Raw genomic sequence first — 14,476 nt, 5'->3', positions numbered from 1 at the left:
CCATGGCCGACCGCTTGAACGGCTACCGCATCCTGATCCTGGAAACGCGCGAGGAGGCGCAGTTTTCCAAGCTTCTGGCCGAGCAAGGCGCCGAGGTCGTGCAATGCCCGATGTTCACCATCCATGATGCGCCGGACCCGGCTCCAGTCGAGGCCTGGATTCGCCGTGCCATCGACAAGCCCTTTGACGATCTCGTGCTGATGACCGGCGAAGGCCTGCGCCGCATCATGAAGCTCGCCCGCGCCCGCGGGCTCGACGCTGCCCTTGTCGCGGCGCTCGCCCAGGCGCGCAAGTTCACCCGAGGCCCGAAGCCGGGCAAGGCGCTGCGCGAGATCGGCCTCGAGACGCAGCAGACCACGGAGAAGCCGACCACCGAAGGCGTGATCGAGATGCTGGCCAGACTCGACCTGAAGGGGCGGCGCCTCGGTCTGCAGCTCTATCCCGACAAGGATCATAGCGCGCTGACCGGCGCGCTGGCCGCGCAAGGCGCCGACGTCGATACGGTGCTGCCCTACGTCTACGATTCCAAGGCTGCCGATGCCAACATCGTCGCCGCCATTGACGACATGGCAGAGGGACGCATCGACTCGATCGCCCTGACCAATCTCGGCCAGGTCCGCCGGCTGATCGAGGTTGCCAAGGCGCGCGGCAGCGAGACGAAGCTGCGCGCAGGTCTCGAACGCACGCTGATCGCATCGGTCGGCCCGGCCGTTTCCGGCGAGCTAGCAGCGCATGGCTTGCGCGCGGACGTCTCGCCCGCCGACGAAGCCTATTTCATGCGTCCTCTGATCTCGGCCATGGCAAGTGCGTTGGCCGACAGGAAAGCGGCCAGCGCGGCGAGGTAAGAGCCGAGCGCGGGGGCGGCCTGCGGCGACTGCGATTGACACCGGCATCGCCAGCGTTAGGTTGCGCCACAGCAAGAAGAAACAACAAGGTTAAGGAAATCGCCGTGACACGCGTCATCGCGTCGTGAGCGCCACTGCACGACCTTCGGCGCTCGCGCCATTCCGCATCCGCAACTACCGCTTCCAGTGGCCGTCCGATCTGCTCACCTCCTGGGCCTTCGAGGTCGAGACGCTGGTGCTCGGCTGGTACGTCATCGTCGAGACCGGCTCGGTGCTGCTGCTCACGCTGCTGGCTTCACTCCAGTTCGTCGGAACATTGGTCGCGCCCGTGTTCGGCATGATCGGCGACCGGATCGGCCATCGCGATCTCCTGGTCGTCATGCGCCTTGCCTATACGGCGCTGTCGTCGACCATCATGGTCCTCGCGCTGAGCGGTCATCTGTCGCCGCTGAGCGTCATGATCATCGTCACGATCATGGGCTTGATCCGCCCCTCCGATCTCGGCGTTCGCGGCGCGCTGCTCGCCGATATCATGCCGGCCGAGCAGCTGGTGGGCGCCATCAGTGTTGCGCGCACGACCCAGGACAGCGCGCGCATTGCCGGAGCGTTGACGGGGGCCGGGCTGTTCGCCGTGCTCGGTATCGGCCTCGTTTATGTGGCGATCGCCTGCCTTTACTTCACGGCAGCGCTTCTCATGCTCTGCCTGACCCAGCCGAAAAGGACCGTCGCCACGAGCGATCTTCCCGCAAGCAGCCACACCGTTTCGCGGCTGCTTGGCGACCTCAAAGAGGGGATCGTCTATGCCTGGAACGGGCCGGCAATGCGCGCGGCGCTGTGCGTCGCTTTTCTGGCGAATCTCACCGCATTTCCTTTCACGGGCGGATTGTTGCCCTACATCGCGCGGGAGATCTTTCACACTGATCAGACCGGCCTCGGATATCTCTCGGCGAGCTTCGCCGTCGGCTCGCTAATCGGCTCCATCACGCTCAGCCTGGTCAGTGGCGTACGCATTGCCCGGCTCCTGATCGGCGCAACGCTGGCCTGGTACGCAATGCTGCTGGTGTTCGTCGAGGTCAGGACGATGCCGGTGGCGATGGCCTGCCTCGTCCTCGCCGGTATCGCCCAGAGCATGTCGATGATCTCGGCTGCCGTCATCCTGATGCGCACCGCGAGCGCACATCTGCGCGGCCGTGTCATGGGCGTGCGCATGATGGTGATCTATGGCTTGCCGATCGGACTGCTCGCGGCCGGCAGCCTGATCGACGTCATCGGCTATTCCGCGACGGGCTCGCTCTATGCCGGCGCAGGATTCGTCGCGATGCTGGCAATCGCGATCCGCTGGCGCGCCGATCTGTGGCCGGCGCACGCGCCGGCCAATGCGCGATGACGGCGTCCCCGTAACGACGTCAGACCTCCACCGGCGGCGATCTCAGAGGAAGCAACGCCGCCACCCGCGAATCGCGCAAATAGAGACCGCCCCAGGCAAGACCAGCAAGATAGACGCCGAACAGCATATGGCTGAAGAGCGGGTTGCCGACCCGCAAGTGAACAGCCACCGTGCCGCCCATATAGGCGGTCAGCAGGATCGCACCGAGCACGGCCGTTCGCGGGAGGCCGTAGAGCGCGGTGCAGGCCAGCGCCACCACGCCCAGCGCGCGGGCCAGATCGGCCGACGGGGGATAGCCGAGCTCGGCGGTCGCGTTGATCACGACGTCCAGCGGGACGAGCTTCATCCCGGCATCAAACAGCATGAAGGCAATCACGAGCCCGCTCATGACGGAGCCGGCCACATGTCTCGACTTGGACATCGTCATCACCTACGACGCCTTCCCCTTGAGAAGCGCGACGATGGCCATCGCATGGCCATGGCCAAGGCCGAACTCGTCCTTGAGCGCGGCCACGATGGCACCCGCTTTCACGCCGGCGGCCAATCCCGCCCCGGTCGAAAAACCCCGGTCCTTGCCCCATTTGCGAAACTGGTCCGGGCTCTTGCCGGTCTTGGCCTGGATATTGTCGAGATAGGCCTTAAAACTCACCGCAGCGCTCCTCCGATGTTTGCTCCACCAGCGCGGCCGGAGCGATCCAGGCATATTGCGATCAGGACGTAGTCGTCTTGTATGAAAACGACAATTGCGGCCGCTCGCGCGAGAGGCGCGCAGGCGTCATGCCGATCAGTTGCCTGACCGAGCGGGTAAGATGGGCCTGATCGAAATAGCCAGCGCCCGATGTCGCGTCCAGAACGGAGCTGCCGCTCACCAGCAAGGCCGCGGCGCGACGCGCCCGCTCGATCTGCTGATGGCTGCTGAACGTCATGCCCGTAACGCGGCGAAAGTGGCGCTGAACCGAACGCCGGCTCATCCAGTCGACGTCGCCGTCGATCGCAGCATCGGTCGCGTGGCTGCGTGCGATGACACCCGCGCGCGCCATGCGAGCGACGAGACTTTCCGCATCGTCATAGCCTGGAATGTCCCAGCTCAGACCCGAAAACAGAAAACGGCCGTTGGGCAGCACCGGCAACTGCATGTTTTGATGGTCGATCAGTGCGCTCGTCGGTATCTCCGGCAGGTAGGTTCCCAGCCGAAACCGGATCGCGAGCCATTCGCCGCTCGCGGGACATTCGACGAGTGTCCCGCGGGTGACCGGCCCTCGGAGCGTCACCGCCAGAAGCTCCGGGAGCCTGGTGACCACAAGCTCGATATTTCCCTCGGCCATCGACAGGAACGAGCCGCCACGCCGGCTCCGGCTGCGCCATACCCGCTCGACGTAAGGCGAGTCCGACGCGCGATGGTCGAACTCTATGAGCACGGAAGCACCGGGAATGCGCAGATCATCGCTCCTCCCCGTAGCTCCCGAGCCGCGCGATATCGAGGATCGTGACCCCGCCATATTCCAGCCGCAGCAGCCCCTCCTTCTCCAGCCGGTTCAGCGCGCGGTTGGCGTTCTGGCGGGACATGCCGGAGAGCGCGCCGATCTCCTCCTGGGTGATCTCCAGATGCGCGGTCGATTCCGGATAGAGGATCGGGTTGAACAGCGAGGCGATGCTGCGGGCGAGGCGCGCGGTGGCATCGAGCGTGCGGTTGACCTCGAGCATGCCGATGAACTGGCCCAGCCGCTCGTTGAGCTGGCGCACCAGGAAGCGGTTGAAGCCGACGCTGTTCTCGAACAGCCACATGAAGGCGCTGCGTTCCATCAGCGCGATGCGGCTGTCGCGCAGCGCGACCACGTCGTAGCGGCGCGGCTCGTTCTTGAGCACGCTGCCCTCGCCGAACCAGGCCCCTGCCGTCAGCCCGGCAAGGCTGGTCTCCTTGCCGTCGCGCGAGACCCCGCCCATGCGGGCAAGGCCGCGCACCATGCCGGCCCAATAGGCAAAGATATCACCGCGCATGAACACGCTCTCGCCGGTGCCGTAGGACCGTTCCGTAATTCCGGCGCGCGCGACCTCGATCTCGGCTGGTGTGAGCTCACGCGACCAGGCGGCAATGCGCTTCAGATGATCCTCTGAAATCATGATCTCGAAGCCAGCCGCACCGTTCAGTCACCCCATGCTCCTGTTGCACTGCAACAGAATCGCTTCAGCCATCCATCCGACGAAAGATGAAGACCCGCTCGGCCCGACAACTTTGTCGCAGAATTGTCAGGCCGGAGACATTTCAAAATAGCGCTTTCCCCTATTGAGGACCACCTCGGGCGATGCGGCTTTTGATCCCTCACGGGAACGAAGGTGGCGCCGGTCCGGTCGAGACCAATAGCTGCATGGTCTGGCCGGCACGACCGTACTAGGATCGCCTGACAGGAACGGAAGAGCGCCAATCAAGCGCCATCACCGGGAGGGATTCGTTTGGTGGCTACCAGTCTCGAAGTGCGCGGCGTGTCCTTACGATTCGGCGGCGTCCGCGCGCTGACCGACGTCAGCTTCGCCATCAGGGAAGGCGAGCTGTTCTCGATCATCGGCCCCAACGGCGCCGGCAAGACCTCGATCGTGAACTGTATTTCCGGTCGCTATAAGCCGACCGAAGGCCAGCTGTTCTATCAGGACCGCGACATCACCGGCTTGACGCCGAATGCCCGCGCCTCGCTCGGCGTCGGCCGCACCTTCCAGAATCTCGCGCTATTCCACCACATGAGCGTGCTCGACAACATCATGGTCGGCCGCCATCACCTCTTGAAGAACAATTTCCTCACGGGCTCGCTGTACTGGCTCACCGGCGCGCGCAAGGAGGAGCTCGAGCACCGTCGCAAGGTGGAAGAGATCATCGACTTTCTCGATCTGCAGCCGGTGCGCAAGGCCACCGCCGGCACCCTCCCCTACGGCCTGCGCAAGCGCGTGGAGCTCGCCCGCGCTATGGCGCTGGAGCCGCGCCTGATCCTCCTCGACGAACCGATGGCCGGCATGAATTTCGAGGAGAAGGAAGACATGGCCCGCTACATCGTCGATCTCAACGAGGAGTTCGGGATGACGGTGGTGATGATCGAGCACGACATGGGCGTGGTGATGGATATCTCGCATCGCGTCATGGTGCTGGATTTCGGCAAGAAGATCGCCGAGGGCGATCCGGCGACAGTGCTCGCCGATCCGCACGTCAGGCGTGCCTATCTCGGCGAAGAGGACGAGGTGCTTGTCGATCCCGATGATGCCTCTCCGGCGCAGGAGAGCGCGGCATGATGGATTATGCGGGCCGCGTCGCGCAGGCCGACACCTATCCGAAGATGCTCCGGCTCAATGCCAGGGAGCACGGCAACGAGATCGCAATGCGCGAGAAGGATCTCGGGCTCTGGCGCATCTTCACCTGGAACGACTATCAGGCCCGCGTGCGCGATTTCGCGCTCGGCCTCATCGAGCTCGGCCTGGGCCGCGGTGATGTCATCGCCATCATCGGCGACAACCGGCCCGACTGGGTCGCGGCAGAAGTTGCGACGCATGCCATTGGCGGCCTCAGCCTCGGGCTCTATCGCGACGTCCTGGACGAGGAAGCTTCCTATCTCCTCAACTACGGCGAGGCGCAGCTGGTCTTTGCCGAGGACGAGGAGCAGGTCGACAAGCTGCTCATCCTTGCAGAGCGCGTGCCGAAGCTGAAGCACATCATCTATTCCGATCCGCGTGGGATGCGGAAATACGACGACCCGCGCCTGATGCCGGCGGAGAAGTTCGCCGAGCTCGGCCGCGCGCGGGGAGCACGCGAGCCGGAACTCTACGACAGATTGGTCGATGCCACCGAGGGCGAGGACGTCGCGATTCTCTGCACGACGTCGGGCACCACCTCGCATCCGAAGCTCGCGATGCTCGCCGCCGGACGCGTGCTCGGCCATTGCGCCACCTATCTCGCCTTCGACCCCAAGGGTCCCGATGACGAATACGTGTCGGTGCTGCCGCTGCCCTGGATCATGGAACAGGTCTACGTGCTCGGCAAAGGTCTGCTCTGCCGGATGAAGATCAACTTCGTCGAAGAGCCGGACACGATGATGAACGATCTGCGCGAGATCGCACCGACCTTCGTTCTGTTCGCGCCCCGCGTCTGGGAATCGATTGCCGCCGACGTCCGTGCCAAGGTGATGGACGCAACGCCCTTCAAGCAGCGCCTGTTCGACATCGGCATGAAGTCGGGCCTTGCCGCGCTCGAACAGGGCAAGCGCTCGGGCTTTGCCGACGCGATCCTGTTCCGCGCACTGCGCGATCGCCTCGGCTTCACCCGGTTGCGCTCGGCCGCGACCGGCGGTGCGGCGCTCGGGCCTGACACCTTCAAGTTCTTCCAGGCCATGGGCGTGCCGCTGCGCACGCTCTACGGTCAGACCGAGCTGCTCGGGGCCTACACGCTGCATCCCGAGGGCAAGGTCGATCCTGATACCACCGGCGTACCGATGGCCGACAATGTCGAGATCCGTATCGACAATGCCGACGTCCACGGCGTCGGCGAGATCGTCGTGCGGCACCCCAACATGTTCCTCGGCTACTACAAGAACCCCGAGGCCAGCGTCGCCGACATCAAGGACGGCTGGATGTGCTCGGGCGACGCCGGCTATTTCAACGCCAACCACCAGCTCGTCGTGATCGACCGCATCAAGGATCTCGCCGAGACCTCCCGCGGCGAGCGCTTCTCGCCGCAATTCATCGAGAACAAGCTGAAATTCTCGCCCTATATCGCCGAAGCTGTGGTGCTTGGGGCCGGCCGCGACGCGCTCGCGGCAATGATCTGCATCCGCTACTCCATCATCTCGAAATGGGCGGAAAAGAACCGCCTCTCCTTCACGACCTACAGCGACCTCGCCTCACGGCCGGAGGTCTACGCGCTGCTGCAGAAGGAGGTCGAGACCGTCAACGCCACGCTGCCGCCGGCCCAGCGCATCTCGCGCTTCCTGCTGCTCTACAAGGAGCTCGACGCCGACGACGGCGAGCTCACCCGGACGCGAAAGGTGCGCCGCGGCGTCATCAACGAGAAATACGCCGGCATCATCGACGCCATCTACCGCGGCGATTCCGACATCCCCGTCGACACCGTGATCCGCTTCCAGGACGGCACCACGCAGCGGGTGCGAACGACGCTGCGGGTGGTGGACCTCGGCGGGCACGGGCACATGGCGGAGGCTGCGGAGTGATACAGATCCTCGTCATGCGCGGGCTTGACCCGCACATCCATCCTCTTCCGAACAGTCTTCCTTCCTCATCGATGGATTGCCGGGTCAAGCCCGGCAATGACGGGCTGAGTCACCCAACATGAACACCGCCTTCCTCATCCAGCTCCTGGTCAACGGCCTCGTGGTCGGCACGCTCTATGGCGTAGTCGCGATGTCGTTCGTGCTGATCTACAAGGCGACGCAGGTCGTCAACTTCGCGCAAGGTGAATTGCTGCTGGTCGGCGCCTGGGTGTGCTGGGCCTTGCTGGCGAAATACCAGGTGCCGTTCTGGATCGGCATGCCGATCACGCTGGTGTTCATGTTCGTGTTCGGCGTCGCGGTGCAGGTGCTGATCCTGCGGCCGATGATCGGCGAGCCCATCATCTCGGTGATCATGGTGACGATCGGCCTCTCCACCGTGCTGCAGGCGACGCTGAAATGGATGTTCGGCGTCAATCCGCAGCCGTTCCCGCGCGTGTTCGAGAGCCAGTCGGTCGACCTGTTCGGACTGCAGATCCAGACCGTCTACGTCATGAGCCTCGTGGTGTCGGTCGCGATGATGATCGGCATGGCCTGGTTCTTCCGCGCGTCGAAGTACGGCCTTGCGATGCGCGCCACCGCGTTCAACCAGCAGGTGGCGCAGTCGCTCGGCATTTCCGTCAAGAGCGTGTTCGCGATGGCCTGGGCGATCTCGGCGACCGTCTCGGCGGTCGCCGGCGTCGTCGTCGCCGTCGTCAATGGCGTGTCCTCGGGCCTTGCTGCCTACGGCATCAAGGTGTTTCCGGCGGCGATCCTCGGCGGGCTCGATTCCGTCGGCGGCGCGGTGCTCGGCGGCATCATCATCGGGCTTTTGGAGAACGTCGCCCAATATGTCGACAGCGAGTATCTGCACTGGGGCAATCTCTACGAGATCGCGCCGTTCTACGTTCTCATCATCGTGCTGATGATCAAGCCCTACGGCCTGTTCGGCACCCACGACATCGAGCGGATCTGATCCATGGCCGGCCCTGCCCTCATTCCCGCTGGTGATTTCCGCACCACTTACGCCGCGGACACCACGATCTTCCCGACCACCACCAGCCGCAACTTCGCGTTTCTGGGCGTCGCGCTGCTCTGCCTCGCGCCGCAACTCTTCAGCGGCTACTGGCTCAGCATTTTGATCCAGATCGGCATCTTCTCGATCGCGGCGCTCGGCCTCAATATCCTGGTCGGCTTCACCGGCCAGATCTCGATCGGACACGCGGCCTTCTTCCTGCTCGGCGCCTTCACCTCGGCCTACATCTCCAATAATGCGCCGATCCCGGTGTTCTTCGCGATCCCGCTCGCGGGACTCGTGACGGCGCTGGTTGGATTGATCTTCGGCATCCCCGCGGCGCGGCTGAAGGGACTCTACCTCGTCATTGCAACGCTGGCCGCTCAATACATCCTGCTCGACTTCTTCTCGCGCGCCGAGTGGTTCTCCGGCGGCTCGGTGCCGGCGAGCGCCGAGCCGTTCTCGATCTTCGGCTACACGCTGCGGGGCGACAGGCAATATTTCTACGTCGTGCTGGCCTATGTGCTCTTGAGCTACATCCTCGTCACCAACCTGATGCGCACGCGCGATGGCCGCGCGCTGGTGGCGATCCGCGACCATTATCTCTCCGCCGAGATCATGGGCATCAACCTCACCAGGTACCGCACGCTGTCGTTCGGTCTCGCCGCCTTCTTCGCCGGCATCGCGGGCGCGCTCTACGCGCACTATCAGCTCGTGGTCTCCCAGGAAGGCTTCGGCATCGAGCGCTCAATACTGTTCCTGGCCATGATCATCATCGGCGGCACCGGCTCGATCATGGGCACGCTGATGGGCACCGCCTTCGTGGTGCTGCTGCCCGAGGCGATGGAGTTCATCAGCCATCATTTGAAGGGCGGCGCGATCGACAAGGCGCTCTCGCTCAACACCAACATCACCTTTCTGCGCGAGATCGCGATCGGGGTGATCATCATCGCATTCCTGATGTTCGAGCCCGATGGGCTCGCGCATCGCTGGCGACAGATCAAGGCGTATTGGAAACTCTACCCGTTCTCGCATTGAGCACGGCTACTTCACTTAAACGATAACAGGAGGAACCAACCCATGAAGACCAAATCGCTTTTAAGCACCGCGTCGCTCGCGTTTGCGATCGCTGGTTTTGCGGCCAGTGCGCAGGCCCAGATCGCCGTCGGCCATCTCGCTGACTACTCCGGTGCGACGTCGGACGTTGGCACGCCCTACGGCCAGGCCGTCGCCGACACCTTTGCCTGGATCAACAAGAACGGCGGTATCGGCGGCAAGCAGGTCAACCTCGATACCAACGACTACGGCTATCAGGTGCCGCGCGCGATCGCGCTCTACAAGAAGTGGTCGGCGCCGGACGGCAAGGTTGCAACGATCATGGGCTGGGGTACCGCCGATACCGAAGCGCTGACCGGCTTTGTCGCGCAGGACAAGATTCCCTATATCTCCGCCTCCTACGCGGCGGCGCTGACCGATCCGGAAGGCGTGAGCGGCAAGGCCAAACCCGCGCCCTACAACTTCTTCTACGGCCCGAGCTATTCGGACGCGATGCGGGCATTGGTGACCTGGGCGGCGGAAGACTGGAAGGCCAAGGGCAAGAGCGGTAAGCCGAAATTCGTCCATATGGGCGGCAATCATCCGTACCCGAACGCGCCGAAGGCCGCCGGCGAGGCGATCGCCAATGAGCTCGGCTTCGAAGTGCTGCCGCCGATCGTGTTCGCGCTGACGCCCGGCGATTACTCCGCGCAATGCCTCAGCCTGAAGAGCTCCGGCGCCAACTATGCCTATCTCGGCAACACCGCAGCCTCGAACATCTCCGTGCTCAAGGCCTGCAAGACCGCCGGCGTGGACGTGCAGTTCCTCGGCAATGTCTGGGGCATGGACGAGAACGCCGCCAAGACCGCGGCTGACGCCGCCGACGGCGTCGTCTTCCCGCTACGCACGGCCGTAACCTGGGGCGGCAACGCGCCAGGCATGAAGACGGTGATGGAAATCTCGAAAATATCGGATGCAAGCGGCAAGGCCTATCGCCCGGTGCACTATATCGCAGGCGTCTGTAGCGCTCTCTACGCCAGGGAAGCGCTCGACTGGGCCGCCAAGAACGGAGGTGCCACCGGTGAGAACGTCGCCAAGGGCTTCTACCAGAAGAAGGACTGGGTGCCGGCCGGCATGGACGGCGTCTGCAATCCCTCGACCTGGACCAACAAGGACCATCGCGGCACCCTCAAGGTCGATCTCTATCGCACCAAGGTCTCCGGTTCGACCAATGCCGACCTGAACGACCTGATGGCCAACGGCACGATCAAGCTCGAGAAGGTCAAGACCGTCGAGCTGCCGCGCAAGCCGGAATGGCTGGGGTGGTGAGCCCGGCTTTCACCACGCGAACACTGTCATCCCTCGCGTTGTGCGCAATTGCGCACCCGGGCGGGGGATCCAGTACGCTGCGGCTTCTCGATGAATCTCAGGCGCCTCTGGACTACTGGTCGCCCGGTCAAGCCGGGCGATGACAGCGGAGTTTTGAAGCATGACCGACACCCTCGAAGCATCCCGCGCCAAGCCAACCGCCGTGGAGTCCGCTCCCCTCCTCGCCGTGCGCAACATCGAGGTCGTCTATGACGATGTGATCCTGGTGCTGCGCGGCCTCAGCCTCGACGTGCCCAAGGGCGCGATCGTGGCGCTGCTCGGGGCCAACGGCGCCGGCAAGTCCACGACGCTCAAGGCGATCTCGGGGCTGCTCAAGACCGAGGACGGCGAGGTGACGCGCGGCGAGATCCTGTTCGAGGGCGAGCGGATCAACGGCATCGATCCCGACAAGATCGTCCGCCGCGGCATCTTCCAGGTGATGGAGGGCCGGCGCATCGTCGCCGACATGACCTCGCTCGAGAATCTCAAGCTCGGCGCCTTCACGCGCCGGGACCGCGAGGTCGACGCCGACCTCGACATGGTCTTCGGCTATTTCCCGCGCTTGAAGGAACGCACCGGCCTTGCTGGTTATCTCTCCGGCGGAGAGCAGCAGATGCTCGCAATCGGCCGCGCGCTGATGGCGCGCCCGAAGATGATCCTGATGGACGAGCCTTCGATGGGCCTGTCGCCGCTGCTGGTGAAAGAGGTGTTCTCGATCATCCAGAAGATCAACCGCGATCTCGGCGTCACCATCCTCCTGGTCGAGCAGAATGCACGCGCTGCGCTCTCCGTGGCGAGCCACGGCTACATCATGGAGCAGGGCAAGGTCGTGCTCGACGGCAGCGCCGACGCATTGCGCGACAACGAGGACGTCAAGGAATTCTACCTCGGCGGCGCCGGCGACCAGCGCAAGAGCTTCAAGAACCTCAAGAGCTTCAAGCGGCGCAAGCGCTGGCTGTGATCCACAAGGAGCCTAGCCGAGCACCTGCTCGGCTTCCGTGACCGCGCAGAGAACATGATAGAACGACGACGCAGGAATGGTGTCGATCAGCGATTTGCCGTCGCGATCGAACTGGTCGTACCAGCCGCCCTTGACGGGATGGCTGAGATAATGCCGTTCGAGCCGCACCAGCGCCGCGCGCGCCTCGTCCGCCGCACCCGCCTCGCCGGATTCGGCCTGCGCGATCCACGCCTTCGCGATCTCGGTTTGCGGCCACAGCCGGCGCGTGCTGCGGCGGATGCTGCCGCTTGCATCGCCCTCGTCGACGAGGCAGCCCGTCGCCTCGTCACGATAGCGCAGCGAGGTCTCCAGCAATTCCGCACGCCGCTGGCTGGTCGGGCATCCCGTGATGCGTTCAAAATTCTTCAGCAGCCAGACCCATTCCGCCTGGTGACCCGGCTCGACGCTGACCGGCTCGATCTTCGACCAGTCCTCCTCGAAATATTCCGACAATACGTGCCTCTGCTTGTCGTAGAGGTTGGCGAGGAACAATGCGAAGAATTCTCCGGCACGGTTCTGGAACGACAGATCGTGGGTCGCCTCGAAGCACGCGATCATCGCCTCGAACAGATGCATATGCGGGTTCTGCCGGCGCGGCAGCGAGACCGGAAGGCCTTCGTGAACGCCGCCATGCGGCGAGCGCAGGTGGCCGTCGAGGAAGGCGAGCAGCGCATCGATCTCGGCGCGGACCTGCGCATCCTGGTCGAGCGCATAGACGCTGGCGAGCGCAAACAGGATGAAGGCGTGGTCATAGGCATCACGCCGGGCATCCAGCACCGATCCGTCCGGCGTCAGCCGGTGCACATAGCCGGGCCGGCCATCGGGCGCCTTCGCTTTGGCCAGCAGGTGCTCCAGCCCCTTCAGCGCAATCGCGCGCCCCTCGGGATACCAGCCCATCTGTGCCGCCTTGGCGTAGCACCAGATCTGGCGGGCCTGCACGAACACGCGCCGGGGCGCGGCGGCATCCGCCGCACCGTCGCGGTGCAGCCGGTCGATGAAGCCGCCTGCGGCGTGATCCCAGCCGACCGTCGACCACAGCGGCAGCGCCTCGTCGATCATACGGCGCTTCAGGCGCGCAACGACGTTCGACGCCTCGTCCGCCGCAATGATTCCTTCGTCCGCCATCGGGTCCCTTTCAAGCCTCGCCACTGGCGGTCTGATAGCCATGCCGGTGGCGGCGCGCAACGGATGCCAACACGGAAAGAACAGCCATGACCGCCCATTACGACGCCCGCGAGACGCGTGAGCAAGCCGCGCGCGAGGCCGACCTGTTCGCCCGCCTCCCGGAGGTGCTGCGAGCCGCGATGGCCGCCCCGGCCTATGCCGAGCGGCTGAAAGGCTTCGATCCCGCCGCCGTGACCTCCAGGGCGGCTCTGGCGGATTTGCCGGTGTTGCGCAAGTCGGAACTGCCCGCCCTGCACAAGGCCTCCGCGCCCTTCGGAGGCTTCGTGGCGGCGGCGCCTGGCTCGTTCGCCCGCCTGTTCACCTCCCCCGGTCCGATCTTCGAGGCGGAAGGGCGACAAGCCGATCCCTGGCGCGGCGCAAGGGCGCTGTTCGCAGCCGGGTTCCGCCCCGACGACATCGTCCTCAATACCTTCAGCTACCATCTCACCCCCGGTGGGTTCATCTTCGATGCGTCGGCGCGCGCGCTCGGCTGCGCGGTGATCCCGGCCGGCCCCGGCAACACAGAACAGCAGTTCGAGCTGATCGAGGCCTACCGGCCGGTCGGCTACAGCGGCACGCCGGACTTCTTGAAGATTCTGCTCGATGCCGCGGCAAGCTCGGGGCGTGACGTTTCCTCGATCAAGCGCGCGCTGGTCTCGGGCGCAGCGTTTCCGCCCTCGCTCCAGGCCGAGATCAAGGGGCGCGGCATCGATGCCTACCAGGCCTTCGGCACCGCCGATCTCGGCCTCATCGCCTTCGAGACCGAGGCCCGCGAAGGCATGGTCGTGAACGAGGACCTGATCCTGGAGATCGTCAAGCCCGGCACTGGCGATCCGGTCGCACCAGGTGACGTCGGCGAGATTGTCGTGACTTCGCTCGACCCGCACCATCCCTGGATCCGGCTCGCGCTCGGCGACCTCACCGCGGCCCTGCCCGGCACGAGCCCGTGCGGGCGCACCAACATGCGCATCAAGGGCTGGATGGGCCGCGCCGACCAGACCACCAAGATCAAGGGCATGTTCGTCCGTCCCGAGCAGATCGCCGAGATCGGCAAGCGCCACGCGGGGCTCGGAAGAGTTCGCCTCATCGTCACGCGCCAAGGCGAGACCGACGCCATGACGTTGAGAGCGGAAGCCGCGGCCGCTAACGACTCGCTCCGTGACGAGATCGCGGCCAGCTTGCGCGCCGTGACGAAGCTCGGCGGAGCCGTCGAGCTGGTCAGTCCCGGCACGCTGCCGAATGACGGCAAGATCATTGCGGACGAGCGTTGACGCCCCAAACTCATTCCCAGCGAACAGGGAATTCTGCAGGGAAAATCATTCCAGCGTGCCGGACCGCGACGCGTGAAAGAAGTGGGAACAGCCTTAAAATCCTGAGCATCTCGGCAGCGAAGCGACAAGACTGGAACAGGGAACTTTCCCG

Annotated in this window: 14 protein-coding genes; 9 read left to right on the top strand and 5 right to left on the bottom strand. The window is 64.6% G+C overall.

Translation table 11 applies throughout. The annotated features are described in order from the left end of the window. Positions 1–2: 2 nt before the first annotated feature. Together I6F28_RS29855 and I6F28_RS29850 are read left to right on the top strand one after the other, a co-directional pair. Positions 3–845 (top strand): uroporphyrinogen-III synthase, encoded by an 843-nt coding sequence (locus tag I6F28_RS29855; RefSeq protein ID WP_225142526.1) that lies wholly within the window; start codon positions 3–5, stop codon positions 843–845. 124 nt (positions 846–969) lie between these two features. Continuing rightward, a complete protein-coding gene (locus I6F28_RS29850; protein ID WP_225142524.1) occupies positions 970–2,232 on the top strand; it encodes an MFS transporter in 1,263 nt (420 codons plus the stop codon). A 19-nt stretch (positions 2,233–2,251) separates the two neighbouring features. Here I6F28_RS29850 and I6F28_RS29845 read toward each other — a convergent pair whose 3' ends face one another. From I6F28_RS29845 to I6F28_RS29830, 4 genes are all read right to left on the bottom strand, one after another. Continuing rightward, positions 2,252–2,653 carry a DoxX family protein gene (locus tag I6F28_RS29845; protein ID WP_370058344.1) on the bottom strand — a complete coding sequence of 134 codons (402 nt, stop codon included), beginning with the start codon at positions 2,651–2,653 and terminating at the stop codon, positions 2,252–2,254. Positions 2,654–2,662: 9 nt separating this feature from the next. After that, entirely contained in the window at positions 2,663–2,881 is a 219-nt protein-coding gene (locus I6F28_RS29840; protein WP_036015710.1) for a DUF4287 domain-containing protein, read from the bottom strand. Between the two features lie 61 nt (positions 2,882–2,942). Continuing rightward, entirely contained in the window at positions 2,943–3,557 is a 615-nt protein-coding gene (locus I6F28_RS29835) for a helix-turn-helix transcriptional regulator (protein WP_158644890.1), read from the bottom strand. 115 nt (positions 3,558–3,672) lie between these two features. Then, positions 3,673–4,353: a Crp/Fnr family transcriptional regulator gene (locus I6F28_RS29830; protein WP_225135812.1), complete on the bottom strand. Its 681-nt coding sequence runs from the start codon at positions 4,351–4,353 to the stop codon at positions 3,673–3,675. A gap of 333 nt (positions 4,354–4,686) precedes the next feature. On the opposite strand from I6F28_RS29830, the gene I6F28_RS29825 reads away from it, so the two are divergent. The 6 genes from I6F28_RS29825 (at position 4,687) to I6F28_RS29800 (ending at position 11,851) form a co-directional block, all read left to right on the top strand. Then, entirely contained in the window at positions 4,687–5,508 is an 822-nt protein-coding gene (locus I6F28_RS29825) for an ABC transporter ATP-binding protein (protein WP_225142522.1), read from the top strand. After that, positions 5,505–7,436, top strand: a complete 1,932-nt coding sequence (locus I6F28_RS29820; protein ID WP_225142520.1) for a long-chain fatty acid--CoA ligase — start codon at positions 5,505–5,507, stop codon at positions 7,434–7,436. The genes I6F28_RS29825 and I6F28_RS29820 overlap by 4 nt, the downstream gene beginning before the upstream one ends. 118 nt (positions 7,437–7,554) lie before the next feature. After that, positions 7,555–8,448 (top strand): branched-chain amino acid ABC transporter permease, encoded by an 894-nt coding sequence (locus I6F28_RS29815; protein ID WP_225142518.1) that lies wholly within the window; start codon positions 7,555–7,557, stop codon positions 8,446–8,448. Between the two features lie 3 nt (positions 8,449–8,451). Then, positions 8,452–9,525: a branched-chain amino acid ABC transporter permease gene (locus tag I6F28_RS29810; protein WP_225142516.1), complete on the top strand. Its 1,074-nt coding sequence runs from the start codon at positions 8,452–8,454 to the stop codon at positions 9,523–9,525. A 42-nt stretch (positions 9,526–9,567) separates the two neighbouring features. Next, entirely contained in the window at positions 9,568–10,851 is a 1,284-nt protein-coding gene (locus tag I6F28_RS29805) for an ABC transporter substrate-binding protein (protein WP_036015698.1), read from the top strand. Between the two features lie 160 nt (positions 10,852–11,011). Then, positions 11,012–11,851: an ABC transporter ATP-binding protein gene (locus tag I6F28_RS29800; protein ID WP_225142514.1), complete on the top strand. Its 840-nt coding sequence runs from the start codon at positions 11,012–11,014 to the stop codon at positions 11,849–11,851. Between the two features lie 12 nt (positions 11,852–11,863). Here I6F28_RS29800 and I6F28_RS29795 read toward each other — a convergent pair whose 3' ends face one another. Next, positions 11,864–13,015, bottom strand: coding sequence for an AGE family epimerase/isomerase (locus tag I6F28_RS29795; protein ID WP_225142512.1), 1,152 nt, complete (start codon positions 13,013–13,015; stop codon positions 11,864–11,866). An 86-nt stretch (positions 13,016–13,101) separates the two neighbouring features. Here I6F28_RS29795 and I6F28_RS29790 point away from each other — a divergent pair, with 86 nt between their 5' ends. Next, entirely contained in the window at positions 13,102–14,325 is a 1,224-nt protein-coding gene (locus tag I6F28_RS29790) for a phenylacetate--CoA ligase family protein (protein WP_225142510.1), read from the top strand. The last annotated feature ends 151 nt before the right edge of the window (positions 14,326–14,476 follow it).

Source organism: Bradyrhizobium sp. NBAIM14, assembly GCF_020193895.1.
Lineage (GTDB): Bacteria > Pseudomonadota > Alphaproteobacteria > Rhizobiales > Xanthobacteraceae > Bradyrhizobium > Bradyrhizobium yuanmingense.
Note: the sequence above shows the minus strand (reverse complement) of the source record. Positions and strands in the feature narration are given on the sequence as shown.